The organism is Microbacterium karelineae (genome assembly GCF_009745985.1).
Taxonomy (GTDB): domain Bacteria; phylum Actinomycetota; class Actinomycetes; order Actinomycetales; family Microbacteriaceae; genus Microbacterium; species Microbacterium karelineae.
The window spans coordinates 1-24,179 of record NZ_WFIX01000179.1 but is presented as its reverse complement, the minus strand read 5'-3'; the positions used below and the strand labels follow the sequence as shown (position 1 = coordinate 24,179).

At 67.8% G+C, this 24,179-nt stretch carries 32 protein-coding genes; 6 read left to right on the top strand and 26 right to left on the bottom strand.

All coding sequences use genetic code 11. From position 1 onward, the window contains the following. Positions 1-6 precede the first annotated feature (6 nt). The 23 genes from GB932_RS08090 to GB932_RS07980 form a co-directional block, all read right to left on the bottom strand. Positions 7-600 (bottom strand): adenylate kinase, encoded by a 594-nt coding sequence (locus GB932_RS08090; RefSeq protein ID WP_156760195.1) that lies wholly within the window; start codon positions 598-600, stop codon positions 7-9. Next, on the bottom strand, positions 597-1,919 hold the full coding sequence (gene secY / locus GB932_RS08085) for a preprotein translocase subunit SecY (protein WP_156760194.1): 1,323 nt from the start codon (positions 1,917-1,919) through the stop codon (positions 597-599). Before secY ends, GB932_RS08090 begins: the two co-directional genes overlap by 4 nt. A gap of 120 nt (positions 1,920-2,039) precedes the next feature. After that, positions 2,040-2,498 (bottom strand): 50S ribosomal protein L15, encoded by a 459-nt coding sequence (rplO, locus tag GB932_RS08080; protein WP_156760193.1) that lies wholly within the window; start codon positions 2,496-2,498, stop codon positions 2,040-2,042. Then, positions 2,498-2,683: a 50S ribosomal protein L30 gene (rpmD, locus tag GB932_RS08075; protein WP_029151044.1), complete on the bottom strand. Its 186-nt coding sequence runs from the start codon at positions 2,681-2,683 to the stop codon at positions 2,498-2,500. The genes rplO and rpmD overlap by 1 nt, the downstream gene beginning before the upstream one ends. Then, on the bottom strand, positions 2,683-3,381 hold the full coding sequence (gene rpsE / locus GB932_RS08070; protein ID WP_156760192.1) for a 30S ribosomal protein S5: 699 nt from the start codon (positions 3,379-3,381) through the stop codon (positions 2,683-2,685). Before rpsE ends, rpmD begins: the two co-directional genes overlap by 1 nt. After that, positions 3,378-3,737 (bottom strand): 50S ribosomal protein L18, encoded by a 360-nt coding sequence (gene rplR / locus GB932_RS08065; RefSeq protein WP_110589686.1) that lies wholly within the window; start codon positions 3,735-3,737, stop codon positions 3,378-3,380. Before rplR ends, rpsE begins: the two co-directional genes overlap by 4 nt. 2 nt (positions 3,738-3,739) lie before the next feature. Continuing rightward, complete coding sequence (rplF, locus tag GB932_RS08060; protein ID WP_156760191.1) at positions 3,740-4,276, bottom strand: 50S ribosomal protein L6; 537 nt, start codon at positions 4,274-4,276, stop codon at positions 3,740-3,742. A gap of 6 nt (positions 4,277-4,282) precedes the next feature. Next, the gene (rpsH, locus tag GB932_RS08055; RefSeq protein WP_156760190.1) at positions 4,283-4,681 is read right to left on the bottom strand and encodes a 30S ribosomal protein S8; all 399 of its coding nucleotides are present in this window, start codon (positions 4,679-4,681) and stop codon (positions 4,283-4,285) included. A gap of 156 nt (positions 4,682-4,837) precedes the next feature. After that, positions 4,838-5,419 (bottom strand): 50S ribosomal protein L5, encoded by a 582-nt coding sequence (gene rplE, locus GB932_RS08050; protein ID WP_156760189.1) that lies wholly within the window; start codon positions 5,417-5,419, stop codon positions 4,838-4,840. A gap of 10 nt (positions 5,420-5,429) precedes the next feature. Continuing rightward, on the bottom strand, positions 5,430-5,801 hold the full coding sequence (gene rplX / locus GB932_RS08045) for a 50S ribosomal protein L24 (protein ID WP_156760188.1): 372 nt from the start codon (positions 5,799-5,801) through the stop codon (positions 5,430-5,432). A 3-nt stretch (positions 5,802-5,804) separates the two neighbouring features. Beyond that, entirely contained in the window at positions 5,805-6,173 is a 369-nt protein-coding gene (rplN, locus tag GB932_RS08040) for a 50S ribosomal protein L14 (protein ID WP_156760187.1), read from the bottom strand. Between the two features lie 29 nt (positions 6,174-6,202). Further along, positions 6,203-6,487, bottom strand: coding sequence for a 30S ribosomal protein S17 (gene rpsQ / locus GB932_RS08035; protein WP_156760186.1), 285 nt, complete (start codon positions 6,485-6,487; stop codon positions 6,203-6,205). Beyond that, entirely contained in the window at positions 6,487-6,792 is a 306-nt protein-coding gene (gene rpmC / locus GB932_RS19600) for a 50S ribosomal protein L29 (protein WP_156760185.1), read from the bottom strand. Before rpmC ends, rpsQ begins: the two co-directional genes overlap by 1 nt. Next, entirely contained in the window at positions 6,792-7,211 is a 420-nt protein-coding gene (gene rplP / locus GB932_RS08025; RefSeq protein ID WP_156760184.1) for a 50S ribosomal protein L16, read from the bottom strand. Before rplP ends, rpmC begins: the two co-directional genes overlap by 1 nt. After that, on the bottom strand, positions 7,211-7,966 hold the full coding sequence (gene rpsC, locus GB932_RS08020) for a 30S ribosomal protein S3 (protein ID WP_156760183.1): 756 nt from the start codon (positions 7,964-7,966) through the stop codon (positions 7,211-7,213). Before rpsC ends, rplP begins: the two co-directional genes overlap by 1 nt. Next, the gene (gene rplV, locus GB932_RS08015; protein ID WP_156760182.1) at positions 7,966-8,361 is read right to left on the bottom strand and encodes a 50S ribosomal protein L22; all 396 of its coding nucleotides are present in this window, start codon (positions 8,359-8,361) and stop codon (positions 7,966-7,968) included. The genes rpsC and rplV overlap by 1 nt, the downstream gene beginning before the upstream one ends. A 25-nt stretch (positions 8,362-8,386) precedes the next feature. Next, complete coding sequence (gene rpsS, locus GB932_RS08010; RefSeq protein ID WP_156760181.1) at positions 8,387-8,668, bottom strand: 30S ribosomal protein S19; 282 nt, start codon at positions 8,666-8,668, stop codon at positions 8,387-8,389. A 12-nt stretch (positions 8,669-8,680) separates the two neighbouring features. Next, positions 8,681-9,520 (bottom strand): 50S ribosomal protein L2, encoded by an 840-nt coding sequence (rplB, locus tag GB932_RS08005; protein ID WP_156760180.1) that lies wholly within the window; start codon positions 9,518-9,520, stop codon positions 8,681-8,683. Between the two features lie 27 nt (positions 9,521-9,547). Next, the gene (rplW, locus tag GB932_RS08000) at positions 9,548-9,847 is read right to left on the bottom strand and encodes a 50S ribosomal protein L23 (RefSeq protein WP_156760179.1); all 300 of its coding nucleotides are present in this window, start codon (positions 9,845-9,847) and stop codon (positions 9,548-9,550) included. Then, positions 9,844-10,500 carry a 50S ribosomal protein L4 gene (gene rplD / locus GB932_RS07995; protein WP_156760178.1) on the bottom strand — a complete coding sequence of 219 codons (657 nt, stop codon included), beginning with the start codon at positions 10,498-10,500 and terminating at the stop codon, positions 9,844-9,846. Before rplD ends, rplW begins: the two co-directional genes overlap by 4 nt. Before the next feature lie 5 nt (positions 10,501-10,505). Further along, positions 10,506-11,165: a 50S ribosomal protein L3 gene (gene rplC, locus GB932_RS07990; RefSeq protein WP_156760177.1), complete on the bottom strand. Its 660-nt coding sequence runs from the start codon at positions 11,163-11,165 to the stop codon at positions 10,506-10,508. A gap of 8 nt (positions 11,166-11,173) precedes the next feature. Beyond that, positions 11,174-11,482: a 30S ribosomal protein S10 gene (gene rpsJ, locus GB932_RS07985; protein WP_110589670.1), complete on the bottom strand. Its 309-nt coding sequence runs from the start codon at positions 11,480-11,482 to the stop codon at positions 11,174-11,176. A gap of 471 nt (positions 11,483-11,953) precedes the next feature. After that, complete coding sequence (locus GB932_RS07980) at positions 11,954-12,160, bottom strand: hypothetical protein (protein WP_156760176.1); 207 nt, start codon at positions 12,158-12,160, stop codon at positions 11,954-11,956. Positions 12,161-12,277: 117 nt separating this feature from the next. Here GB932_RS07980 and GB932_RS07975 point away from each other — a divergent pair, with 117 nt between their 5' ends. From GB932_RS07975 to GB932_RS07965, 3 genes are read left to right on the top strand one after another with little or no spacing between them, the layout of a single operon-like run. Further along, on the top strand, positions 12,278-12,766 hold the full coding sequence (locus GB932_RS07975; RefSeq protein WP_197517387.1) for a GtrA family protein: 489 nt from the start codon (positions 12,278-12,280) through the stop codon (positions 12,764-12,766). Continuing rightward, a complete protein-coding gene (locus GB932_RS07970; protein WP_156760174.1) occupies positions 12,766-13,599 on the top strand; it encodes a glycosyltransferase family 2 protein in 834 nt (277 codons plus the stop codon). Before GB932_RS07975 ends, GB932_RS07970 begins: the two co-directional genes overlap by 1 nt. Then, complete coding sequence (locus GB932_RS07965) at positions 13,596-14,537, top strand: glycosyltransferase family 2 protein (protein ID WP_156760173.1); 942 nt, start codon at positions 13,596-13,598, stop codon at positions 14,535-14,537. The genes GB932_RS07970 and GB932_RS07965 overlap by 4 nt, the downstream gene beginning before the upstream one ends. 76 nt (positions 14,538-14,613) lie before the next feature. Here the strand turns inward: GB932_RS07965 and GB932_RS07960 are convergent, their stop codons facing one another. Further along, entirely contained in the window at positions 14,614-16,821 is a 2,208-nt protein-coding gene (locus GB932_RS07960) for a YfhO family protein (protein ID WP_156760172.1), read from the bottom strand. A gap of 79 nt (positions 16,822-16,900) precedes the next feature. On the opposite strand from GB932_RS07960, the gene rfbA reads away from it, so the two are divergent. Genes rfbA through rfbD form a run of 3 tightly spaced genes read left to right on the top strand, consistent with a single transcriptional unit; the run spans position 16,901 to position 20,162 of the window. Beyond that, the gene (rfbA, locus tag GB932_RS07955; RefSeq protein WP_156760275.1) at positions 16,901-17,770 is read left to right on the top strand and encodes a glucose-1-phosphate thymidylyltransferase RfbA; all 870 of its coding nucleotides are present in this window, start codon (positions 16,901-16,903) and stop codon (positions 17,768-17,770) included. Continuing rightward, a complete protein-coding gene (gene rfbB, locus GB932_RS07950) occupies positions 17,770-18,768 on the top strand; it encodes a dTDP-glucose 4,6-dehydratase (RefSeq protein WP_156760171.1) in 999 nt (332 codons plus the stop codon). Before rfbA ends, rfbB begins: the two co-directional genes overlap by 1 nt. Beyond that, positions 18,768-20,162: a dTDP-4-dehydrorhamnose reductase gene (gene rfbD / locus GB932_RS07945; RefSeq protein ID WP_306769942.1), complete on the top strand. Its 1,395-nt coding sequence runs from the start codon at positions 18,768-18,770 to the stop codon at positions 20,160-20,162. Before rfbB ends, rfbD begins: the two co-directional genes overlap by 1 nt. A gap of 194 nt (positions 20,163-20,356) precedes the next feature. Here rfbD and GB932_RS07940 read toward each other — a convergent pair whose 3' ends face one another. Together GB932_RS07940 and GB932_RS07935 are read right to left on the bottom strand one after the other, a co-directional pair. Further along, on the bottom strand, positions 20,357-22,672 hold the full coding sequence (locus tag GB932_RS07940) for an ATP-binding protein (RefSeq protein ID WP_156760170.1): 2,316 nt from the start codon (positions 22,670-22,672) through the stop codon (positions 20,357-20,359). Between the two features lie 216 nt (positions 22,673-22,888). Continuing rightward, positions 22,889-24,179 (bottom strand): CLIPPER-2 domain-containing protein (locus GB932_RS07935; protein ID WP_156760169.1); only part of this gene is annotated, 1,291 nt, incomplete at its 5' end.

Genomic DNA, 24,179 nt, shown 5'->3' with positions numbered 1-24,179 from the left:
AGACGATCAGGACGTCGCGCGCACGAGACGGCGCGCGTCGAGCGCCGCGAGGATCCGCTCGGTGATCTCGTCGAGCGAGCCGACGCCGTCGATGCGGTCGACGATGCCACGAGCCTCGTATGTGTCGATGATCGGAGCCGTCTCCGACTCGTAGATGTCGAGGCGCTTCGCGACGGCCTCCTCCGTGTCGTCGCTGCGCCCCTCGATATTCGCGCGCTCCGTGATGCGGGCGATCGACTCGTCGCGCGGGACGTCGAGGAGGATCACGGCGTCGAGCGCGGCGTCGCGACCCGCGAGGAACGCGTCGAGGTACTCGACCTGCGCCGCGTTGCGGGGGTAGCCGTCGAGCAGGAAGCCCTGCGCGGCGTCGTCCTGCGAGAGGCGGTCGGCGACGATCTCGCCCGTCACGTCGTCGGGGACGAGATCGCCCGCGTCGGTGATGGCCTTGACCTTCTGGCCGAGCTCCGTGCCGTTCTTGATGTTCGCGCGGAAGATGTCGCCCGTCGAGACGACCGGGACGCCGTAGGCCTCCGCGACGCGCACGCCCTGCGTGCCCTTGCCCGACCCCTGCGGGCCGACGATCAGAAGCCTGGAGGTCATCGGAGGAGCCCTTCGTAGTGGCGCTGCTGCAGCTGCGCATCGATCTGCTTGACGGTCTCGAGACCCACACCGACGATGATGAGGATCGACGCGCCGCCGAACGGGAAGTTCTGGTTCGCCTGTACGGTCGCCAGCGCGATCAGCGGGATCAGGGCGACGAGACCCAGGTAGATCGAGCCGGGGAACGTGATGCGGGTGAGCACGAAGTCGAGGTACTCGGCCGTCGGGCGGCCCGCCCTGACACCGGGGATGAAGCCGCCGTACTTCTTCATGTTGTCGGCGACGTCGACCGGGTTGAAGGTGATCGCGACGTAGAAGTACGTGAACCCGACGATGAGGAGGAAGTAGACCGCCATGTAGAGCGCGTGGTCGCCCGTCGTGAGGTACTGGTTGATCCACACGACCCAGCCCGCGGGGGCGGTGCCGTCGGTGGGCGTGTTGAACTGCGCGATGAGCGCGGGGATGTACAGCAGCGACGAGGCGAAGATGACGGGCACGACGCCGGCCATGTTGACCTTGATCGGGATGTACGTGTTCGTGCCGCCGTAGGTGCGGCGCCCCACCATGCGCTTCGCGTACTGCACGGGGACACGGCGCTGCGACTGCTCGACGAAGACGACGAGGCCGATGATGACGACGCCGAGAGCGAGGACGAGGAGGAAGATCTCGAAGCCCTGCGCCGACCAGATCGCACCGAGGGCGCCGGGGAAGGTCGCGGCGATCGACGTGAAGATCAGCAGCGACATGCCGTTGCCGACGCCGCGCTCGGTGACGAGCTCTGCCATCCACATCACGAGGCCGGTGCCCGCCGTGAGGGTGAGGATGATCATGCCCTGCGTGACCCAGCTGGTGTTCGTCAGCAGGTTGTTGCACTCGGCGATGTCGGTGTTGCCGAACAGCTGACCGGAGCGCGCGACCGTCACGAGAGTCGTCGACTGCAGCAGCGCAAGCGCGATCGTGAGGTAGCGCGTGTACTGCGTGAGCTTCGACTGACCCGCCTGGCCCTCCTTGTGGAGGGTCTCGAAGTGCGGGATCACGACGCGCAGCAGCTGCGTGATGATCGTGCCCGTGATGTACGGCATGACGCCGAGGGCGAAGATCGACAGCTGCAGCAGCGCGCCGCCGGAGAAGAGGTTGACGAGAGACAGCAGCCCGTCCGCCCCCGACGTCTGCGCGAGACAGCTCTGCACATTCGGATAGCTGACGAACGGCGCGGGAACATGTGCGCCGAAACGATAGATGGCGATGATGCCGAGCGTGAAGCCGATCTTCCGACGCAGGTCGGGGGTGCGGAAGATCCGCGCGATAGCGCTGAACAAGAAACTGCCTCCCAGAAACGGATGGTGACCGCGCGAGAGCGCACACCAGCCACCACACTAGCCGAAAAGGGCCGGGAGCTCTTCGCTCCCGGCCCTCCGGTGTCGACGCGCGACAGCGCGTTACTTGATCGAACCGCCCGCGGCCTCGATCTTGGCCTTCGCCGACGCCGACACCTTGTCGACGGAGACGTTCAGGGCCACGGAGATGTCGCCATCTCCGAGCACCTTGACGAGCGAGTTCTTGCGCACGAGCCCCTTCGCCACGAGGACGTCGGAGGTGATGTCGCCGCCCTCGGGGAACGCCTCGGCGATCTTCCCGAGGTTGACGACCTGGTACTCGGTGCGGAACGGGTTCTTGAAGCCGCGAAGCTTCGGAGCCCGCATGTGCAGCGGCATCTGGCCACCCTCGAAGCCCACGCGCACCGTGTTGCGGGCGCGCGTGCCCTTCGTGCCGCGACCAGCGGTCTTGCCCTTCGAACCCTCACCACGGCCCTTGCGGGTCTTCGCGGTGTTGGCACCAGGGACCGGACGGAGGTGGTGAGCCTTCAGCACCCCGGGGCGCTCGGTGTTCTCAGCCATCAGTCGATCTCCTCAACCTTGACGAGGTGAGCGACCGCACGGACGTAGCCGCGGGTCTGCGCGTCGTCGGGGCGGACAACCGCGTCGCCGATGCGCTTGAGACCGAGGCTGCGCAGCGTGTGACGCTGGTTCTGCTTCTCGCTCACCTTGGACTTGATCTGCGTGACCTTCAGACGCGCGGCCATCAGGCACCTGCCTTCGCAGTAGCGGCGGCGGCCTCGGCCTCCGCACGGACCAGACGCGCCGGGGCGACCTGATCGAACTCGAGGCCACGACGCGCGGCGACCGCGCGCGGCTCCTCGAGCTGCTTCAGCGCCGTGACCGTCGCGTGCACGATGTTCAGCGTGTTCGACGAGCCGAGCGACTTCGACAGCACGTCGTGGATGCCCGCGCACTCGAGGACCGCACGAACCGGACCACCGGCGATCACACCGGTACCGGCCGATGCGGGACGGAGCATGACGACACCGGCCGCCGCCTCGCCCTGCACGGGGTGCGGGATCGACTGGCCCGAGCGCGGAACGCGGAAGAAGTTGCGCTTCGCCTCCTCGACGCCCTTCGAGATCGCGAGGGGGACCTCGCGGGCCTTGCCGTAGCCGACGCCCACGAGTCCGTCACCGTCGCCGACGACGACGAGAGCGGTGAAGCTGAAGCGACGACCACCCTTGACGACCTTCGACACGCGGTTGATCGTGACGACGCGCTCCAGGAACTGGCTGTCGTTGCCACGACCGCGGTCGTTGCCCCGACGGTCGCCGCGCCCGCCGCGTCCGCCGCCGCGGCGGTCCTGACGCTGCTCCTGGCGCTGCTCGGTCTGCGCCGCCTCGGCGGGCGCGGTCTGACCGGCTTCGGTGGTCACTTCGGTCTCCTTGTTGTCACTCACAGGCTCAGCCCTCCTTCGCGGGCGCCGTCGGCGATGGCCGCGACGCGACCGGCGTAGCGGTTGCCTCCACGGTCGAACACGACGGTGTCGACACCCGCAGCCTTGGCACGCTCAGCGACGAGCTCGCCGACCTTGCGCGCCTTGGCGGTCTTGTCGGACTCGGCCGAGCGGAGCTCGGTCTCGAGGGTCGACGCGGAGGCCAGCGTGTGGCCCTGCGCGTCGTCGATGACCTGCACGAAGACGTGGCGCGCCGAGCGCGTCACGACGAGACGGGGGCGCTCCGCGGATCCCACGACCTTCTTGCGAAGGCGAGCGTGGCGACGCGAGCGCGCGGCAGACTTCGACTTCACAGCCATGATTACTTACCAGCCTTTCCGGCCTTGCGGCGGACCTGCTCGCCGGCGTAGCGCACGCCCTTGCCCTTGTACGGCTCGGGCTTGCGGATCTTGCGGATGTTGGCGGCGCACTCGCCGACGGCCTGCTTGGAGATGCCGTTGACGGTGATCTTCGTGTTGCCCTCGACCGCGAACGTGATTCCGGCCGGCGGCTCGACGACGACGGGGTGCGAGAAGCCGAGAGCGAGCTCGAGGTTCGAGCCCTTCTGCTGCACGCGGTAACCCGTGCCGACGATCTCGAGGCCCTTGGAGTAGCCCTGCGTGACGCCGATGATGTTGTTGTTGATGAGAGTGCGGGTCAGGCCGTGCAGTGCACGCGACTCGCGCTCGTCGTCCGGGCGGGTGACGAGAATCTGGTTCTCCTCGACCTTGACCTCGATCGGGCGGGCGACGGTGAGCGAGAGCTCGCCCTTCGCGCCCTTGACCGAGACGTCCTGGCCGTCGATCTTCACCTCGACGCCGGCGGGGATGTCAATGGGAAGCTTGCCGATACGCGACATCGTCGATCACCACACGTAGGCGAGAACTTCCCCGCCCACGCCCTTCTGCTCGGCCTGACGGTCCGTGAGGAGACCGCTGGAGGTGGACAGGATGGCGACACCGAGGCCGCCGAGCACCTTGGGGAGCTCGTTCGACTTCGCGTACACGCGAAGACCGGGCTTCGACACGCGCTTGAGGCCCGAGATGGAGCGCTCGCGCTTGGTGCCGTACTTGAGCGTCAGGGTGAGGGTCTTGCCGACGCGTGCGTCGGTCTCTTCCCACCCGGCGATGTAGCCCTCGCGCTCGAGCATCTCGGCGATGTTCTTCTTGAGCTTGCTCGACGGCAGCGACACCTGGTCGTGGTGCGCCGAGTTCGCGTTGCGCAGACGGGTCAGCAGATCTGCGACCGGGTCTGTCATGGTCATATGAGTTGTCCTTTGTTCATGAGGTTTCGGCTGCCGTTACACGACAGACGACCTTCCACGACGTGGATAGCCAATATTCGATTGTCCGCCAAGGAGCCGGGCTCGGCCAAACCGAGCCCGGCATCCTCAGCGTTTTCCCTGAGTGGACGGATCCGCTCAGGCGTCCTTGACGAACGGGAAGCCGAGGTGCGTCAGCAGAGCGCGCCCCTCGTCATCCGTCTTCGCGGTCGTGACGACCGTGATGTCGAAGCCGCGCACGCGGTCGATCTTGTCCTGATCGATCTCGTGGAAGATCGACTGCTCCGTCACGCCGAACGTGTAGTTCCCCGTGCCGTCGAACTGCTTCGGCGACAGGCCGCGGAAGTCGCGGATGCGGGGAAGCGCGAGCGACACGAGGCGGTCGAGGAACTCCCACGCGCGGTCACCGCGGAGGGTGACGTGCGTGCCGATGGGCTGCCCCTCGCGCAGCTTGAACTGCGCGATCGACTTCTTCGCCTTCGTGACGACGGGCTTCTGGCCGGTGATCGCGGTGAGGTCAGCGACCGCACCCTCGATCACCTTGCTGTCGCGAGCGGCCTCGCCGACACCCGAGTTGACGACGACCTTCACGACGCCGGGAACCTGCATGACGTTGGCATAGCCGAACTCGTCCTGCAGCTTCTGGCGGATCTCGTTCCGGTAGACCTGCTTCAGGCGCGGCTGGATTCGGCCAGCCTGCGCGGCGGTGTCCGTGCTCATCTGATAACCCTTACTTTCCCTTGGGATCGGGGATGTCCTTGCCCGAACCCTTGGCGACGCGCACACGCACGGTCTTCTTGACGCCGTCCTTGACCTGCTCCTCCACGCGGTAGCCCACGCGGGTCGGCTTCTTGGTCTCGGGGTCGACGACCGCGACGTTCGACACGTGGATCGGGGCCTCGTAGGTCTCGATGCCACCGGTCTTGGTGCCGCGCTGCGTCTGACCGACGCGGTTGTGCTTGGTGATGTAGTTGACGCCCTCGACGACCACGCGGCTGCCGATGACCTCGAGCACCTTGCCCTGCTTGCCGCGGTCTCCGCCGCGCTCCTGGGTGGCGCCCGAGATCACCTGGACGAGGTCGCCCTTCTTGATCTTGGCCATGGGTTACAGCACCTCCGGGGCGAGCGAGACGATCTTCATGAACTTGCGGTCACGAAGCTCGCGGCCGACCGGGCCGAAGATGCGGGTGCCGCGGGGCTCCCCGTCGCTCTTCAGGATCACGGCGGCGTTCTCGTCGAACTTGATGTACGAGCCGTCGTCGCGGCGCGTCTGCTTCACGGTGCGGACGACGACCGCCTTGACGACGTCGCCCTTCTTGACGTTGCCGCCGGGGATCGCGTCCTTGACCGTCGCGACGATGGTGTCGCCCACGCCCGCGTAACGGCGGTTGGAACCACCGAGAACGCGGATCGTGAGCAGCTCCTTCGCGCCGGAGTTGTCGGCGACCTTGAGGCGGGATTCGTTCTGAATCACTGGTTACTCCTTCAAGCGAGCCCGAGGGCTTACTTGGCCCTCTCGACGATCTCGACCAGGCGCCAGCGCTTCGTGGCGCTGGTCGGACGGGTCTCGTTGATCACGACGAGGTCGCCGATGCCGGCGGTGTTCTGCTCGTCGTGGGCCTTCAGCTTCTTCGTGCGGCGGAGGACCTTGCCGTAGAGCGGGTGCTTCACGTGGTCCTCGACCTCGACGACGATGGTCTTGTCCATCTTGTCGCTCACGACGTAGCCGCGAACGGACTTGCGGTAACCGCGCTCGACGGTCGCCTCCGTCTTGTTATCGCTGGCCATCACTCAGCCTCTCCCTCGGCGACAGCGGCCTCATCGGCCTTCTTCGCCTTGCTCTTCTTGGCCTTCTTCTCGACAGGGGCCGGCGTCGCACGGATCCCGAGCTCGCGCTCGCGGATGACCGTGTAGAGGCGCGCGATGTCGCGCTTCACGGCGCGGATGCGACCGTGGCTCTCCAGCTGGCCGGTGGCGGACTGGAAGCGCAGGTTGAACAGCTCTTCCTTGGCCTTGCGCAGCTCCTCGACGAGGCGCTGGTCTTCGAACGTGTCGAGCTCGGTGGTGGCGAGCTCCTTGGTGCCGATCGCCATTACGCGTCGCCCTCCTCGCGCTTGATGATGCGTGCCTTGAGCGGCAGCTTGTGCATTGCCCGGGTGAGCGCGCCCTTGGCGAGCTCCTCGCTCACGCCCGCGACCTCGAAGAGGACGCGACCCGGCTTGACGTTGGAGACCCACCACTCCGGCGAACCCTTACCGGAGCCCATGCGGACCTCGGCGGGCTTCTTCGTGAGGGGACGGTCGGGGTAGACGTTGATCCACACCTTGCCGCCGCGCTTGATGTGACGCGTCATGGCGATACGAGCTGCCTCGATCTGACGGTTCGTCACGTACGCGGGGGTGAGCGCCTGGATCCCGTACTCGCCGAACGACACCTTGGTGCCGCCCGTCGCCTGGCCCGAACGCTTCGGGTGGTGCTGCTTGCGGAACTTGACCTTGCGGGGGATCAGCATTACGCCGTTGCTCCTTCCGGGGCCTTCTTCGCGGCGTCGTCTCCACGACGGGGTCCGCGACGGCCACCACGATCGCGGGCGGGCTTCTTCGAAGCCTCCTCGCGAGCGAGTTCCTTGTTCGTGAGGTCGCCCTTGTAGACCCAGACCTTCACGCCGATGCGGCCGAAGGTGGTCTTCGCCTCGTAGAAGCCGTAGTCGATGTTCGCGCGCAGCGTGTGCAGCGGCACACGACCCTCGCGGTAGAACTCCGTGCGGCTCATCTCGGCGCCGCCGAGGCGGCCGGAGACCTGGATGCGGACGCCCTTGGCGCCGGCGCGCATGGCGCCCTGCAGACCCTTGCGCATCGCGCGACGGAACGCCACGCGGGCAGCGAGCTGCTCCGCGACGCCCTGCGCGACGAGCTGCGCGTCGGCCTCGGGGTTCTTGACCTCGAGGATGTTCAGCTGGATCTGCTTCGCCGTGAGCTTCTCGAGCTCGCTGCGGATCCGCTCGGCCTCCGCACCACGACGCCCGATGACGATGCCCGGGCGGGCGGTGTGGATGTCGACGCGGACGCGGTCGCGGGTGCGCTCGAGGTCGATGCGGCTGACACCGGCGCGGTCGAGGTTCTTCTGGAGAAGCTCGCGGATCCGGATGTCTTCGGCAACGTAGTCGGCGTAACGCTGGCCCGGCTTCGTCGAGTCGGCGAACCAACGCGACGTGTGGTCCGTCGTGATGCCGAGGCGGAAGCCGTAAGGGTTGATCTTCTGTCCCATTACTTGCTCGCCTTCTTCTTGCTGCCCGCGGCCGCATCGGCGGTCTCGGGCGTCGAGAGCACGACCGTGATGTGGCTCGTGCGCTTCTTGATCTGGTCGGCGCGACCCTGGGCGCGGGGGCGGAAGCGCTTGAGCGTCGTCCCCTCGTCCACGAAGGCGTTCTTGACGAACAGGTCCTGCTCGTTCAGGAACTCGCCCGAGGCGTCGGCCTTCACCTGCGCGTTGGCCTTCGCCGACTCGACGAGCTTGTAGATCGGCTCCGAAGCACCCTGTGCGGCGAACTTCAGGATCGCGAGGGCCTCATCGGCCTGCTTTCCCTTGATGAGAGCGACGACACGACGAGCCTTCTGAGGGGTCACGCGGATGTGTCGCACGCGTGCGATGGACTCCACCATTTCTCTCTCCTCTTGCGCCGCCGCGTCAGCGGCGACGGCCCTTCTTGTCGTCCTTCTCATGGCCGCGGAAGGTGCGGGTGGGCGCGAACTCGCCCAGCTTGTGGCCGACCATGGCCTCCGTCACGAACACGGGGATGTGCTTGCGACCGTCGTGGACGGCGATCGTGTGGCCGAGCATGGCCGGCACGATCATCGAACGACGCGACCAGGTCTTGATGACGTTCTTCGTTCCCGCTTCGTTCTGCGAGGCGACCTTGCGAAGCAGGTGCTCGTCGACGAAGGGGCCCTTCTTCAGACTGCGTGGCATCTTCTTGAACTCCTACTTGCGCTTCTTGCCCGAGGTGCGACGACGCACGATGTACTTGTCGCTTTCCTTGTTGGCGTGGCGGGTGCGGCCCTCTGCCTGGCCCCAGGGGCTGACGGGGTGACGACCACCGGACGTGCGACCCTCACCACCACCGTGGGGGTGGTCGACCGGGTTCATGACGACACCGCGGACGGTCGGGCGGATGCCCTTCCAGCGGCTGCGGCCCGCCTTGCCCCAGTTGATGTTCGACTGCTCGGCGTTGCCGACCTCGCCGATCGTGGCGCGGCAGCGCGCGTCGACGTTGCGGACCTCGCCCGACGGCAGGCGGAGCTGCGCGTAGGGGCCGTCCTTGGCGACGAGACGCACCGAGGCGCCGGCCGAGCGAGCCATCTTGGCGCCGCCGCCGGGGCGGAGCTCCACGTTGTGGATGACCGTACCCGTGGGGATGTTGCGCATCGGGAGGTTGTTGCCGGGCTTGATGTCGGCGCCGGGACCCGACTCGACGACGTCGCCCTGCTTCAGCTTCGCCGGAGCGAGGATGTAGCGCTTGGTGCCGTCGGCGAAGTGCAGCAGCGCGATGCGCGCCGTGCGGTTCGGGTCGTACTCGATGTGCGCGACCTTCGCGTCGATGCCGTCCTTGTCGGAGCGACGGAAGTCGATCACGCGGTACTGGCGCTTGTGGCCACCGCCGATGTGACGCGTCGTGATGCGGCCCTGGTTGTTGCGGCCACCCGTCTTGGTGAGCGGGCGGAGCAGCGACTTCTCAGGCGTCGAACGCGTGATCTCGGCGAAGTCGGCCACCGACGAGCCGCGGCGACCGGGGGTCGTGGGCTTGTAGTTGCGAATAGCCATATTCGTTCCTTGTGTCCTTCCCAGCTATCAGGCGACAGCCGTGAAGATGTCGATGGTGCCCGACTTGAGGGTCACGATGGCGCGCTTGGTGTCCTTGCGCTTGCCAGTGCCGAAGCGGGTGCGGCGGGACTTGCCCTGACGGTTCAGGGTGTTCACCGAGGCGACCTTCACACCGAAGATCTTCTCGATGGCGAGCTTGATCTCGGTCTTGTTGGCGCGGGGGTCCACGACGAACGTGTACTTGCCCTCGTCGATCAGGCCGTAGCTCTTCTCCGAGACGACCGGCGCGAAGATGATGTCGCGCGGGTCCTTGTTGATCGCGGTCATGCCGAGACCTCCTTGGCGCCGGCCTTCATCGCGATGAACGCGTCGATGGCGGCCTTGGTGAAGACGAGGTCATCGCTGCGGACGACGTCGTATGCGTTGACCTGGTCGGCGACGATGACGTGCACGTTGCCGAGGTTGCGGACGCTCAGGTAGCCGATCTCGTCGTCGCGGTCGATGACGACGAGCGTCTTCTTGCTGGCCGTGAACGAGGCCAGGAACGACGCGGCGGCCTTGGTCGACGGCGCCTCGGCGCCGAACGACTCGACCACGTGGATGCGCTCTCCGCGAAGGCGGTCGCTGAGCACACCGGCGACGGCGGCTGCGATCATCTTCTTGGGGGTGCGCTGCGAGTAGTCGCGCGGCTTCGGGCCGTGGACGATGCCACCGCCGCGGTGCTCGGGCTGGCGGATCGAGCCCTGGCGTGCGCGGCCGGTGCCCTTCTGCTTGAACGGCTTGGCGCCCGTACCCGAGACCTCACCGCGACGCTTCGTCGAGTGGGTGCCCTGGCGAGCCGCCGCGAGCTGCGCGGTGACCACCTGGTGGATCAGCGGAACGTTCGTCTTGACGTCGAACACGTGGGCCGGGAGGTCGACCGTGCCGACCTTCTTGCCATCCGTGCTCAGGACGTCGAGAACGAGAGTCGAGTCAGCCATCTGCCTCAGGCCCCCTTCACTGCGTTGCGGACGTACACGACGCGGCCGCGCGCACCGGGGACGGCGCCCTTGACGAGCAGCAGACCCTTCTCGGCGTCGACGGCGTGCACCGTGAGGTTGAGGACGGTCACGCGCTCGCCGCCCATGCGGCCGGCCATGCGCGTGCCCTTGAAGACGCGGCTCGGGGTCGCCGAGGCGCCGATCGAACCGGGCTTGCGGTGGTTGCGGTGCGCACCGTGCGATGCGCCCACGCCCGCGAAGTTGTGACGCTTCATCACACCCGCGAAGCCCTTGCCCTTGCTGGTGCCGACGACGTCGACCAGCTGGCCGGCCTCGAAGGTGCCGTCGACCGTGATCTCCTGGCCGGCCTCGTAGTCCGCGGCGTCAGCCGTGCGGACCTCGGTGACGTGACGACGGGGCGTCACGCCCGCGGCCTGGAAGTGGCCGGTGAGGGGCTGGGTGACCTTGCGGGGGTCGATCTCGCCGCCCGCGATCTGAACGGCGTTGTAGCCGTCCTTCTCGGGGGTGCGGACCTGCGTGACGACGTTCGGCGCGAGCTCGATCACCGTGACGGGGACCAGCTTGCCGGCCTCGCTCCAGACCTGGGTCATGCCGAGCTTCTTGCCGAGCATGCCCTTCGAAATCTTGTTGTTGATGTCAGCCACGTCGCACCTCAGAGCTTGATCTCGATGTTGACGTCAGCCGGAAGGTCGAGTCGCATGAGCGAGTCGACGGCCTTCGGCGTCGGGTCGACGATGTCGATGAGGCGCTTGTGCGTGCGCTTCTCGAAGTGCTCGCGGCTGTCCTTGTACTTGTGGGGCGAACGGATGACCGCCACGACGTTCTTCTCCGTCGGGAGGGGCACCGGGCCCACGACCTGCGCACCTGCGCGGGTCACGGTGTCGACGATCTTGCGCGCCGACGTGTCGATGACCTCGTGGTCATACGACTTCAGGCGAATGCGGATCTTCTGTCCCGCCATTTGTCTGCTCACTCTCTTCTCGCGTCGTACCTCGATGGGCATTGGACGCACGTACCCTCCGGACACCCTTCGGGTCGGCACCGTTCGCCGCCGCGGAGCAGACCCGTGAGGATCCGCGTCGCAGGACGCTGCGCCTTGTTCACATGTCAGCCCCACGGCACGACGGACGAGCCGTCATGCGGTGGGATGTGATTCGCTCCTCTGCCCGCGGCCCAGATCTGGACGCTCGAGGCGCCGCCTGTGCACTGCCGGTGCAGTGATCCGATGCGCGCACAGCGCAGGCATCGGAATGTGGAACTGGTCTATTCTGCCAGGCGCGCGGCCCTCAATGCAACCCGGGCGTGTCGCGCCGTCGGGCGCGTGTTTCCGGGGATCCCGGCGTTCGCGCACCGACCTCCCAGCAACCTCTCGACGAGACGCAGAGAGCCCCTTCCCGCGAGGCGCAGGAAGGGGCTCTCCGAGACCGTCGTGCTACTCGTTGCCGATCTTGTCGTCGAGGTTCTCGCGGATGTCGCCCGCCTGATCACCCAGCCCGACCTTCTCGGCGAGCTGCTCGCCCTTGTCGAGGACGGAGTCGCTGATGGATTCCGCCTGCTCGCTGTGCAGGGCGTCGTCGATCTTGTCCTTGTTCTGTTCGAAGGCTTCCTTGCCCTTGTTCACCAGGTCATCGAATCCCATAGAGCCCCCTCTGTTCGGCGGTGTTCCGCACGGCCCGTCGCCGTGCGCCAACTAGTCTGGCATCGACGCCGCCGCAGGGGAATGGCGATCGCGGGAAAGTTTCGGATGAGGACGCGAGTGGCAGAGGATCAGCAGCCCGAGGGCGAGGTCGCCGGCGCCGTCGGCGGCATGGCGGGGCCCGACGGCCCCCTTCTTCGGCTCTTCCGGGATCGCCGGATCGCGTTCCTCGCCGTCGGCGGCATCAACACGGGCGTCGGGTTCGTGTGGTTCATCCTCTTCTCGCTCGCCATCGACACAGCGGCGCCCGGCGCGGCGTGGGCCGACTTCGCCGTCATCGCGAGCGCGCAGGTCGCGTCGTCGATCAGCGCGTTCTTCCTCTATCGCCACCTCGTGTTCCGTGTCACCGGGCACTTCTGGCTCGACCTGGCGCGCTTCCAGCTCGTCTACGTGGTGATCTTCCCGCTCAACCTCATCGTCGTCCCGGCCCTGACGCTCGGGCTCGGGTGGAATCGCATCGTCGCGCAGCTGCTGTTCACCGTCGTGTATGTGGCCCTGAGCTGGTTCGGGCACAGCCGGTTCTCGTTCCACCGGAGGAAGGAGGAGTGATGCCGCACTCTCCCGAGCTGTCGGTCGTGATCCCCGCATACGAGCAGGCGTCCTTCCTCGCCGAGACCATGGCGTCCGTTCTCGATCAGACGGGCGTCGACCTCGAGCTGATCGTCGCCGACCACGCATCGTCCGACGGGACGTACGAGGTCGCCGAGGCGTTCACGACGGATCCGCGCGTCACGCTCCTGCGCACGCCGGCGGGCGGCGGGGCGGCCTCGAACTGGGCGGCCGTGACGGACGTCGCGCGCGGCGAGTTCCTCAAGCTCCTCCCCGGCGACGACACCGTGCTGCCCGGATCCCTCGCCCGCCAGGCCGCGCTGCTGCGGGACCACCCCGGCGCCGCCCTCGTCGCCGGCCGGCGACGGATCGTCGACTCCTCGGGGCGCACGATCGCGAAGCGGCGCGGACTGCAGGGGCTCGATGTGACCCTTCCCGGCGACGAAGCCGTTCGGCGCGCCGTGGTCAGCGGCACGAACCCATTCGGCGAGCCCGGCGCGGTCATGATGAGGCGCGCCGTGCTCGAGGCCGCGGGCGGCTGGCAGGGCCGGTGGTCGTACGCGATCGACCTCGCGAGCTACTTCGGCGCGCTGCGCCACGGATCCTTCGTGCGCGACGACGAGGTGGCGTCGACGTTCCGTGTCGGAGGCGGCCAGTGGTCGGTCGCGCTCGTCGACCAGCAGGCCGACGAGATCACGCGCCTGTTCGAGGAGACGGGGCGCGAGCTCGACGCCGTCACGCCCGACGACGTGCGCCGCGGGGCGCGCCGCGCACGGGCGCTCGCCCGCCAGCGCCGTATCGTGTATCGCGTGCTCGGGGCGGTGAGGCGATGAAGACGCTCGCCTTCGTCCTGCCGATCTACGACGAGCAGGACAACATCCCCGTCCTCTACGAGCGCCTCGCCGGCGTCGCGGCGGGCCTCGCGGATCGCTACGCGTGCGAGTTCGTGTTCGTCGACGACGGATCCCGCGACCGCTCGCTGGCCCTGCTGCGCGAGCTGCGCGAGCGCGATGATCGCGTGTCGGTGTACGCGCTCGCCCGCAACAGGGGCCATCAGATCGCCGTCACGGCGGGGCTCGACGTGGCCGACGCCGACGCGGTGATCGTCATGGACAGCGACCTGCAGGATCCGCCCGAGGTCGCCGCCGAGCTCATCTCGGCGTGGGAGGACGGCGCCGACGTCGCCTACGCGAAGCGCCGCACGCGCGACGACGGCTTCTTCAAGCGCCTCACCGCGGGCGGGTTCTACTGGACGCTGTCGAAGCTCGCGCGCATCGAGATCCCCCGCGACACGGGCGACTTCCGTCTCATGGACCGCCGCGTCGTCGAGGAGCTGCGTCGGTACCCCGAGCGCAACCGCTTCCTGCGCGGCATGGTCGCCGAGATCGGCTTCGAGCAGCGCGCCGTCGAGTTCGACCGCGACGCGCGGCACGCAGGCCAGACGGGCTACCCGCTCAGCAAGATGCTGAAGCTCGCCGCCGACGGGATCATGGGCTTCAGCTCGTTCCCCCTGCGCCTCATCAGCGCGATCGGCATGATCCTCGCCGTCGGCGCCGGCTGCTGGACCGTGTACCTCGCGATCGCGCGCTGGGTGAACCCCGACTCGGTGGTCGAGGGCTGGACCTTCCTCGCCGCCGGCATGTTCCTCCTCGGCGGGATCCAGATGCTCATGCTCGGCGTCGTCGGCCAGTACATCGGCCGCATCTACGAGGAGTCGCAGCGCCGCCCCCTCTACGCGTTCAAGGTGTCCGAGAGCGGGCGCCGGCCGTAGCGCCCCTCCCCCAACCCTTCATTTCTGGCACATCTCCGTTCCGGTTGCCCAGGAGAAATGTGCCAGAAATGAAGGGTTAGGGGGTTCGGGCGCGGCGGCGGGCGATCGCGCGACCGATGAGCCAGCCGAGAGCAACGAGCCACGCGAGGATGAACGACGCCGCGAGCACCGGGAACGGGGGCGGGAGGAAGCGCACCGTGACCGTGTCGCCGGGGGCGACGTCGGCGACGTTCACCGTCAGCAGGTAGTCGCGCACGGGGTCCGCGAGCGCGGCGCCGTCGACCGAATATCCGGGGAACGGCAGGCGGCTCAGCACGACCCGCGGATCGGATCCCACCTCCTCGACCGTGAGGGTCACGGTCGTCTGCGTCTCCTCGGCGACGGCGACTGAGGTGCCGGACCCCTGCCACGTGACCCCGCCCGCGCTCGGCAGCTCCTCGTCGCGCTCGAAGAACCAGTTCCAGTAGCCCTCGCGCTCGAGGTGCCAGCCCTCGGGGACGGCGGGGCGGTCGGGGTAGGTGTCCTTCGCCGCGACGATCGTGGAGATGCTCATGAGGTCGCTGACCATCACGCCGGTCTCGTCGTCGACGCTCCAGAGCGTGCTGAGCGCGTCGGCGCACGTGAGCCCTCGCAGGTCGCTGCAGAGGTCCTCGGCGTAGGCGGCGAACGGCAGCACCGTGTAGACGCTCGCGACGGGGGTGTCGCTGAGGTACCAAAGGTTGCCCATGAGGCGCTCGCCCCAGCTGTCGGGCGTCGACTGGCCCGTGTAGTAGTTGCCCACGACGATGGCGTCGCCCGCGGCGCCGTCGAGCACGCCCTCGAGTTCGTCCGTCGCGGTCGGTGCGTTCACGCTCGGCAGGGGCGACTCGCGCCACTGCGTCATCTGCGCCGCCCCGACGACGACGGTGACGAGGATCGACGCGAGCACGACGGCGATCGTCTTCCGCTCCCACGGAGACGTCCGGCCGGCGACGAATCCGTCTTCGCGGCGGCGGGCGACCAGCCAGAAGCCCAAGAGCGCCGCGAGCTGGAGCGCGGCGGCGAGCGCGAGCGACTTCCACGACCACATCTCGCCGACCCAGCTGACGTAGGTCATCGCCGCGACGAGACCGGCCGCCGCCCACACCCGGCCGCGCGTGAGCCGCTCGGGGAACGCGCGCGTCGCCGCGACCGCGAGGATGAGGATCACGGCGATCGCCACATACGGCATCATCCGGATCGGCCACCGGATCGGCCCCATCTCGCTGGGCGCGAGCACGAACACGAGCATCGCGATGCCGAGCACCCAGACGGGCACGAGGCGCCGCACGGCGTCGCGCGGGATCGGGAGGAACAGCGGGATCAGCGGCACGAGCCACGCGATGTATACGAGCGGACCCTGCGTCGCCGGCCCCCAGAACGACTCGATCGACCCGGTCGTGAGCGGGGATCCCGCTGAGAACAGGTCGGCGACGTCGGCGTTGAGGAAGTGCTCGTTCGCAAAGGGATCCGTGCTGCGCTCGGTCACAGGCGAGGTCATGATCGCGGGCAGGTAGACGACGATCGTCCAGAGCGCGCCCCATGCGCTCGCGAGCAGCGTGCGCAGGATCCGGGCGCCGTCGCGGGCGACGATCTGCCGCACGAGCGTCTCGACGAGCAGCACGACGAGCACGATCACGCCGAACACGTAGCCGAACGTGATGAGGGTGAAGCTCGTCACGAGGAATGGGATCGGCGAGCGCCCGCGCTCGACCGCTCGCCGCAGGGTCCACCACACGAGCGGCAGCAGGCACGAGTCGAACAGTCCCGTCGACCACGACGCGGCGTCCATGTAGACGGTGAATCCTGCCGCGGGCGCGAGCACGGCGGCGAGCGCCGCCCACGGGCGCGACGCGCCGAAGTCCCGCGCGAGGAGGAACATGCCGATCGCGAAGATCGCGAGGAACAGCGCCTTCCATGCCGTCGCGTGCAGCGCCGCGTCCGGTGCGACATAGGCGCTCAGCCCGATGAGCCACGTGACGGGGCTGAGGATCCCCCACTGGCCCTCGGCGAAGTAGTTGCCCCCCTGCCACGCCGACGGGTCGAGGATCGGCAGCCTGCTCTGCGTGAGGTACTCACCGAGCGCCCACCACTGGCCGAAGGATCCGCGCTCGGTGTCGTCCGTGAAGTAGAACCGCGGGTTGACGAGCACGCGACCGAGCGCGAGCCCGACCGTGACGACGACGGAGAGCAGTGGCCATCGCACCCGTGTCCAGAGGGACTCGGATCCCTGCACCCGTTCGTCGGTGTCGGGCGCTGCGATCATGCGGATCCCCTCGTCTCATCGGCCTCAGCGATGCTATCTTGCGGGCGCGGCGGCCCTCCCCATGACACGATGGGTTCTCGTGAAGGGCATCATCCTCGCCGGCGGCAGCGGCACACGACTGCACCCCATCACCCTCGGGGTGTCGAAGCAGCTCGTCCCTGTGTACGACAAGCCGATGGTCTACTACCCGCTGTCGACGCTGCTGCTCGCGGGGATCAGCGACATCCTCGTCATCACGACGCCGCACGACGCCCCGGCGTTCGAGCGCCTGCTGGGCGACGGCTCGCAGTTCGGCGCGCGCATCTCGTTCGCACAGCAGCCCTCCCCCGACGGCCTCGCGCAGGCTTTCACGATCGGCGCCGACTTCATCGGCGACGACTCGGTCGCGCTCGTGCTCGGCGACAACCTGCTGTACGGGCCGGGCCTCGGCACGCGCCTCGGTCGCTTCGCCGACATCACGGGCGGCGCGATCTTCGCCTACTGGGTCGCAGATCCGTCGGCCTACGGCGTCGTCGACTTCGACGCCGAAGGTCGCGCCCTCTCGCTCGAGGAGAAGCCCGCGCACCCGAAGAGCAACTACGCCGTGCCGGGACTGTACTTCTACGACAACGACGTGATCGAGATCGCGCGCGGGCTGACGCCCTCGCCGCGCGGCGAGTACGAGATCACCGACATCAACCGGGCCTACCTCGAGCGCGGTTCGCTGCAGGTCGAGGTGCTCCCCCGCGGCACGGCCTGGCTCGACACGGGCACCTTCGACGACATGATCGGGGCCGGCGACTTCGTGCGCACGATGGAGCACCGCACGGGGCAGAAGATCGGCGCGCCCGAGGAGATCGCGTGGCGCCGCGGGCTGCTCGACGACGATGAGCTGCGTGTGCGCGCGGAGAAGCTCGTGAAATCGGGCTACGGCCGGTACCTGCTCGACCTCCTGGAGAGGGGACGCTGATGGCTCGGCTGCTCGTGACCGGCGGCGCCGGTTTCATCGGATCCAACTTCGTGCACCACATCGTGGCGCATACGGACCACACCGTGACGGTGCTCGACAAGCTCACCTATGCGGGCAATCGGGCGTCGCTCGCGGGGCTCCCCGCGGATCGCGTCGAGCTCGTCGTGGGCAACATCGCCGACGCGCCGCTCGTCGACGAGCTGTTCGCGCGCCACGACGCCGTCGTGCACTACGCCGCCGAGTCGCACAACGACAACTCGCTCGACGACCCGCGGCCGTTCCTCGACACGAACGTCGTCGGCACCTACACGCTGCTCGAGGCCGCGCGCCGCCACGATGTGCGCCTGCACCACATCTCGACCGACGAGGTGTATGGCGACCTCGAGCTCGACGACCCGCAGCGGTTCACCGAGACCACCCCGTACAACCCATCGTCGCCGTACTCGTCGACGAAGGCCGCGTCGGACCTGCTCGTGCGTGCGTGGGTGCGATCGTTCGGCGTGCGGGCGACGATCTCGAACTGCTCGAACAACTACGGGCCGTTCCAGCACGTCGAGAAGTTCATCCCGCGGCAGATCACGAACGTGATCCGCGGGATCCGTCCGAAGCTGTACGGCACGGGCGAGAACGTGCGCGACTGGATCCATGCCGACGACCATTCGTCGGCGGTTCTGGCGATCCTCGACCGCGGCGCGATCGGCGAGACGTACCTCATCGGCGCGGACGGCGAGGAGAGCAACAAGGACGTCGTCGAGACGATCCTGGACCTCATGGGGAAGGATCCCGGCGACTACGATCTCGTCGCCGACCGCCCCGGGCACGACCTGCGGTACGCGATCGACTCGTCGCGCCTGCGCGCCGAGCTCGGGTGGCGCCCGCAGTATCCGGGCTTCCGCGAGGGCCTCGAGGCGACGATCCGGTGGTATCGCGACAACGAATCGTGGTGGGCGGGCGCCAAGGACGGCGTCGAGGCGTTCTACGCGTCGAAGGGGCAGTAGTGCGGATCCACGAGACCCCGATCGAGGGGATGCTGCTCGCCGAGCTCGATGTTCACGGCGACGCGCGCGGGTGGTTCAAGGAGAACTGGCAGCGCGAGAAGATGACGGCGCTCGGGCTGCCCGACTTCGGCCCCGTGCAGAACAACATCTCGTTCAACGGCGCGGTCGGGACGACCCGCGGGATCCACGCGGAGCCGTGGGACAAGTGGGTGTCGGTCGCGACGGGGCGGATCTTCGGCGCGTGGGTGGACCTGCGCGCGGGCGCGGGCTTCGGGCGTGTGTTCACGGCGGAGATCTCGCCGGGGTCGGCGATCTTCGTGCCGCGCGGGGTGGGCAACGCGTTCCAGACGCTCGAGCCGGGCACGGCGTATACGTACCTCGTGAACGACCACTGGTCGCCCGACGCGTCGTACTCGTTCCTGAACCTCGCCGACGAGACGACTGCCATCGATTGGCCGATCCCGCTCGCGGAGGCGGAGCTGAGCGAGAAGGATCGCGCGCACCCGCGGCTCGCGGACGTCATGCCGATCGCGCCGAAGAGGATCCTCGTCGTGGGGGCGAACGGGCAGCTCGGGCGCGCGCTGCGCGAGGAGTTCGCGGGATCCGACGCGCCGATCGAGTTCGCGACGCGCGAGGATCTCGACCTGACGGGGGACATCGCGGGCGCCCGCCGCTGGCGCGACTACGGGGCGATCGTCAACGCGGGCGCCTACACGGCGGTCGACCGGGCCGAGATCGACCGTGCGGCGGCGTGGGCAGCGAATGCGACAGGCGTCGCGGCGCTCGCGCGGGTGGCCGCGGAGAACGGCATCACCCTGGTGCACGTCTCGAGCGACTATGTGTTCGACGGCTCCTCGCCCCGCCCCTACGCGGAGTCCGACGCCGTGTGCCCTGTCGGGGTGTACGGCCAGTCGAAGGCGGCGGGCGACATCGCGGCCGCCACGGCGCCGCGGCACTACGTCGTGCGCACGTCGTGGATCATCGGCGAGGGGAAGAACTTCGTGCGGACGATGGCGTCGCTCGCCGAGCGGGGCGTGGATCCGTCGGTCGTCGACGACCAGGTGGGCCGGCTGACGTTCACGAGCGAGATCGCGCGCGGGATCCGGCACCTGCTCGACTCGCACGCGCCGTTCGGTGTCTACAACCTCACGGGATCCGGCGAGCCGCGTTCGTGGTGCGAGATCGCGCGCCGCGTGTTCGAGCTGACGGGACACGCCCCCGACAGGGTCTCGCCCGTGTCGACGGCGGGCTACTTCGCGGGCGCGACGGATCCCGTGGCCCCGCGCCCCGCGAACAGCGTGCTGGATCTGTCGAAGATCGAGGCCGCGGGCTTCTCCCCCGCCGACCACGAGGAGTCGCTCGCGGCATACCTCGCGGGGTGCGCTCAGTCGTAGATGCTCGGGCGAATGCCGAGGTCGAGAGGGAGAATCACCCGGTGGTGGCCGGCCTCTTGGCTGAGTGAGCTGAAGCGCCCCGCCTCACTCGGTCGTATCACCGGGCACGAGCGCCGCCTTGAACGTATAGAAGCGGATGGCGATGTCGGTCATGACGCTCCCGTTCTCGACCTACGAGAGATCGAGGCCTGCACTCACGGTGCCGGATCAGCCAGAGTGGCCTCGACCAGGACGACGCCCTTGAGCTCTTCGGTCGATACTCGTACGTGTTCCCGCGCGCGTTCGCGCAGAGGATCGGCGAGCCCGCCTGTGCTGCTCCCGACGATGAGCATCTGCACGTTCGCCTGGCGTTGCAGAAGCGTCACGTACAGCGTGCTGTTCTCGACGCTGGCGGCGATGCAGTCGAGCATGAGACGGCCGAACTCCTCGGCCTGATCCACGTCGTCGACGTGAGCGTCTTCGGCATGCAGCTCGAGTCGGATCCGCCTTCTTCGAGCCTCGGCCAGACCCAGTGCGAACCAGCGCGTGATGAGCGTATCCGCCTGCGCGAGGGCGCTGATCTGCCGGAGAAACGCCTCCTCGTCCCCACACCGTCGGCGGGTCTCCGGATCACTCGACGACACCACACCATCAGCGATCTCCTGCAGCAGCTGGAACGAATCCCGCAAGCCGAATGCGCTCCACTGCACCTGAACTTCGGCAGCCGCCTCGTGAGCGGCCGCCTCTCGCAATGCCCGTGCCGTGCTGTGATGCGAATCCGCGATCTCCAGGTCTATGGATCGGAACTTGAGGAGGAGGACGTACCAGATCACCAACAGTGCGGCCGTAGGAGCTTCGAGCAGAATCACATCGGAATACTGCTGAGGACCAGGCGCGATGAAGAACACCCCGATGATCACCATGCTGGCGATCTGCAGGCTGATGGCGATGTAGAACGGAGCGAACGATCGGCTGGACGCATGAAGCAGGACCGGCACGACCGTCAACGACACCGCCTGGAGCAGGTCGGGGCCATCGACTCCCTGTCCGAAGGATGCGAGCGCACACAGGTTCAGCGCCGGGATCGCGGCCAGCATCAGCGATATCAGCCACAACGGATGGCGACCATCACGTCGACTCACGACCCAGACCATGCCGGCGAACACGACAAGGACTGCGAGGAGCCCGTACGAGAGCAGACTGCCACCCCCCGATCTGACGATCTCGAGTGAGACACCGATCGCAACGGCGTGCACCGCCCAGGCGACGGTCATCACCCGGGTGAAATGGCGAAGCGGTCCGCTGTGCCCCTCTCGATCATCGGCAGCGGCGAGGCCGAGAGGGTAGACGAGAGAGACCTTGGTGCCCTCCCCGATCGCCGAGTCCAGTGCGACGGCGATGCCGTACGACTCGCCTCGTGCGAAGAGCGAATCTGCGATCCCACGCTCCCGGACGCCCTTTCGTTCGAATCCGCGCCCGTCGTCGGAGATCGTCACGCGCAGAACGTCATCGGCGTACTCGACATCGACGTCGACGACCTCAGCTCCCGAGTGCTTCGTCGCGTTGAGAACCACCTCGGCTGCGCAGCCGCAGAGTGCATCGAGCACCGGCAGGGGAAGCAGCGCCTGAAAACGGCGAAGATCGTCGCCCGCGATCCCCGTCCAATTCACGGGAAGGCCGACGTGCTCGAGGTCTGTCAGACTGGGCCGGTGACGTCGTCCCGCGGATGAGCCGCGCTGGAAGCTCCGAATCCGTTCGAGATCGCCTCGGCATCTCGACCGCGCGTCCAGGGCGTTCGCCTCGAGGGTCCCCTCACGTGCCAGCGCGCCGAAGGTGTTCACGATGGTGTCGTGCAGCACTCGGACGTACTCGGCGGCGGCGTCTTTCGACGCCCGCCGACGCACCGCGCGCGCCTCTTCTTCGAACGCTGCGCGTTTCTGTCGATCGAATCTGGTGGCGACTCGACGCAGGAACCAGATGAAGACGGCGGCATTGACCACGAGGATGATATTGGTCGCCAGCGATTGGCTCATCACGGATCGATCCCAATCCGGGTGCGCATACACGATCACTGTCGCGCACGTCAGGGCAAGCCCGCCGGACACGATGATCGGCCAGGCGCCCGCGCGGAGCATGATCGGGAGGATCACGCTCCACGCTGTCAGAGGAATCAGCGCGCTGAAGAGCGGTTCGCTCGGATCCACCGCCACGACATAGTAGAACCCCAAAGCAGGGTAGAACGTCACGATCAGCACCAGTGCGTGCGCGCGCAGAACCAGCACGGCAGCGCCCGCGGCCACCACACCGCCCGCGACGAGGACTGCTGCGATGTTGGGCACGTCCAGTGTCGACACGAGTGCCGTGATGAGAAGAACGAGCTGCACCAGGACCAAGCCGACGAGCTGTGCCCAGCGCATGGCGTGGGCGAGGCTCGATGCGATCCACCGTTCATCGGCGGGCAGGGAGTTGGACCGCGGTTCACGCGTGCGCACGGTCGAATCGTCCCCCGATGCTGCGGTCACTGCTGCCATGGGGTTCCTCTTCACGATGGCTGACGGTCCGCCCGGCCTCAGGGAAGCCGGGCGGGCCGCTGTGACGGCCTGTCCGGCCGTCGTCGAATGCCTCTGCGGGCTCCACTCCACGGGTGCATTCGCCCTATTCAGTTGTCGCACTCCTCAACGAGAGGTGGTACGCGGCGGTGCCGGAGCGGACGCAGAGAGGGGGTCGTCCGCACCGGCACCGACGATTCAGCTCACCGTTGCGCGACGTCGACGGGAGATCAGCAGGATGCCGCCTCCAGTCAGCAGGAGCAGCGCGAGGACGGTGATGCCCCAGCCCAGCTCCCCGCCGGTGGCCGCGAGCGACCCGATCGCGATCTGTTCGTCATCGTCAGCCTGGACGGGGTCGCCGCTGGGCGGGTTGCCCGTCACCATGGCGTGGTTGTCCACATGCCCACGATCACGATCTGCACCGGTCACGGTGTAGTTCGCGGTCGCCGTCACCTGCTCCCCCGGAGCAAGAACTCCGGGTTCGCCGGGCCACGAACCGTAGACGATCGCCGACAGGCCCTCGAGTTCGTCGGTGATCTCGACGCCCGACAGTGTGACTGAGCCGGTGTTGGTGACGACGAACATGTAGTTGATCGTGTCGCCGCTCAGCTTGCCGGTCTTGACGATGTCGATGGCGCCCTGCTGCGGCAGCGGCGTCGTCACCTCGTCATCGTCCTCCACTCCTGGGCCACTCGGCGGGTTGCCGACCACGAGCGCGTGGTTGTCCACGGTGCCCGCGTCGATGTCGGCCTGCGTCAGCGTGTAGGTAGCCGTCGCGGTGACCTGCTCACCCGGAGCAAGAACTCCCGGCTCGCCCGGCCACGTGTACGTGATCTCCGACAGGCCCTCCAGCTCATCGCTGATCGACACATCGGTGAGCGTCACATTGCCCGTGTTCGTGGCGGTGAAGGTGTAGGTCACCTGATCGCCTGCGGTCGAGCCGGCACCCTGGTCGAGGTCGCTGGTCTTGCGCAGGTCGATCCCCGGTCCAGGAGCGACGGGAACCGTCACGTCATCCTCGTCCGCGACGGGATCGCCCGAGGGCGGGTTCCCTGTCGCCGTCGCGGTGTTGTCCACGCCACCGGCGTCGACATCAGCCTGCGTCAGGACGTACGTCGCGGACGCCATGACCTGCTCTCCAGGCGCAAGGACGCCTGTTTCGCCGGGCCAATCGCCGAACACGATGTCTGAGAGACCGTCGAGCTCATCCGCGATCGACACGTCAGTCAGTGTGACGTTGCCGGTGTTGGTGACCGTGAACTGGTAGTTCACGACGTCGCCGACCACACCCTCGCCGTCGATCGTCCCGGTCTTGACCAGGTCGATGACCGGCAGCTGCGAAAGCGGCACATCGTGCTCGTCGCTATCATCGACCGGGTCCCCTGTGGGCGGGGTGCCGCCGACCGTTGCGGCGTTGTGCACCATGCCGGCGTCGATGTCGGCCTGCGTCAGCGTGTAGGTCGCCGTCGCCGTGACCTGCTCACCCGGA

Excerpts from the sequence above, each read along its gene's own strand:
- GB932_RS08090 (WP_156760195.1), bottom strand. The coding sequence starts at position 600 with ATGACCTCCAGGCTTCTGATCGTCGGCCCGCAGGGGTCGGGCAAGGGC.
- rplO (WP_156760193.1), bottom strand. The coding sequence starts at position 2,498 with ATGGCTGAGAACACCGAGCGCCCCGGGGTGCTGAAGGCTCACCACCTC.
- rpmD (WP_029151044.1), bottom strand. The coding sequence starts at position 2,683 with ATGGCCGCGCGTCTGAAGGTCACGCAGATCAAGTCCAAGGTGAGCGAG.
- rplR (WP_110589686.1), bottom strand. The coding sequence starts at position 3,737 with ATGGCTGTGAAGTCGAAGTCTGCCGCGCGCTCGCGTCGCCACGCTCGC.
- rplF (WP_156760191.1), bottom strand. The coding sequence starts at position 4,276 with ATGTCGCGTATCGGCAAGCTTCCCATTGACATCCCCGCCGGCGTCGAG.
- rpsH (WP_156760190.1), bottom strand. The coding sequence starts at position 4,681 with ATGACCATGACAGACCCGGTCGCAGATCTGCTGACCCGTCTGCGCAAC.
- rplE (WP_156760189.1), bottom strand. The coding sequence starts at position 5,419 with ATGAGCACGGACACCGCCGCGCAGGCTGGCCGAATCCAGCCGCGCCTG.
- rplX (WP_156760188.1), bottom strand. The coding sequence starts at position 5,801 with ATGGCCAAGATCAAGAAGGGCGACCTCGTCCAGGTGATCTCGGGCGCC.
- rpsQ (WP_156760186.1), bottom strand. The coding sequence starts at position 6,487 with ATGGCCAGCGATAACAAGACGGAGGCGACCGTCGAGCGCGGTTACCGC.
- rpmC (WP_156760185.1), bottom strand. The coding sequence starts at position 6,792 with ATGGCGATCGGCACCAAGGAGCTCGCCACCACCGAGCTCGACACGTTC.
- rplP (WP_156760184.1), bottom strand. The coding sequence starts at position 7,211 with ATGCTGATCCCCCGCAAGGTCAAGTTCCGCAAGCAGCACCACCCGAAG.
- rpsC (WP_156760183.1), bottom strand. The coding sequence starts at position 7,966 with ATGGGACAGAAGATCAACCCTTACGGCTTCCGCCTCGGCATCACGACG.
- rplV (WP_156760182.1), bottom strand. The coding sequence starts at position 8,361 with ATGGTGGAGTCCATCGCACGCGTGCGACACATCCGCGTGACCCCTCAG.
- rpsS (WP_156760181.1), bottom strand. The coding sequence starts at position 8,668 with ATGCCACGCAGTCTGAAGAAGGGCCCCTTCGTCGACGAGCACCTGCTT.
- rplB (WP_156760180.1), bottom strand. The coding sequence starts at position 9,520 with ATGGCTATTCGCAACTACAAGCCCACGACCCCCGGTCGCCGCGGCTCG.
- rplW (WP_156760179.1), bottom strand. The coding sequence starts at position 9,847 with ATGACCGCGATCAACAAGGACCCGCGCGACATCATCTTCGCGCCGGTC.
- rplD (WP_156760178.1), bottom strand. The coding sequence starts at position 10,500 with ATGGCTGACTCGACTCTCGTTCTCGACGTCCTGAGCACGGATGGCAAG.
- rpsJ (WP_110589670.1), bottom strand. The coding sequence starts at position 11,482 with ATGGCGGGACAGAAGATCCGCATTCGCCTGAAGTCGTATGACCACGAG.
- GB932_RS07980 (WP_156760176.1), bottom strand. The coding sequence starts at position 12,160 with ATGGGATTCGATGACCTGGTGAACAAGGGCAAGGAAGCCTTCGAACAG.
- GB932_RS07970 (WP_156760174.1), top strand. The coding sequence starts at position 12,766 with ATGCCGCACTCTCCCGAGCTGTCGGTCGTGATCCCCGCATACGAGCAG.
- GB932_RS07965 (WP_156760173.1), top strand. The coding sequence starts at position 13,596 with ATGAAGACGCTCGCCTTCGTCCTGCCGATCTACGACGAGCAGGACAAC.
- GB932_RS07960 (WP_156760172.1), bottom strand. The coding sequence starts at position 16,821 with ATGATCGCAGCGCCCGACACCGACGAACGGGTGCAGGGATCCGAGTCC.
- rfbB (WP_156760171.1), top strand. The coding sequence starts at position 17,770 with ATGGCTCGGCTGCTCGTGACCGGCGGCGCCGGTTTCATCGGATCCAAC.
- GB932_RS07940 (WP_156760170.1), bottom strand. The coding sequence starts at position 22,672 with ATGGCAGCAGTGACCGCAGCATCGGGGGACGATTCGACCGTGCGCACG.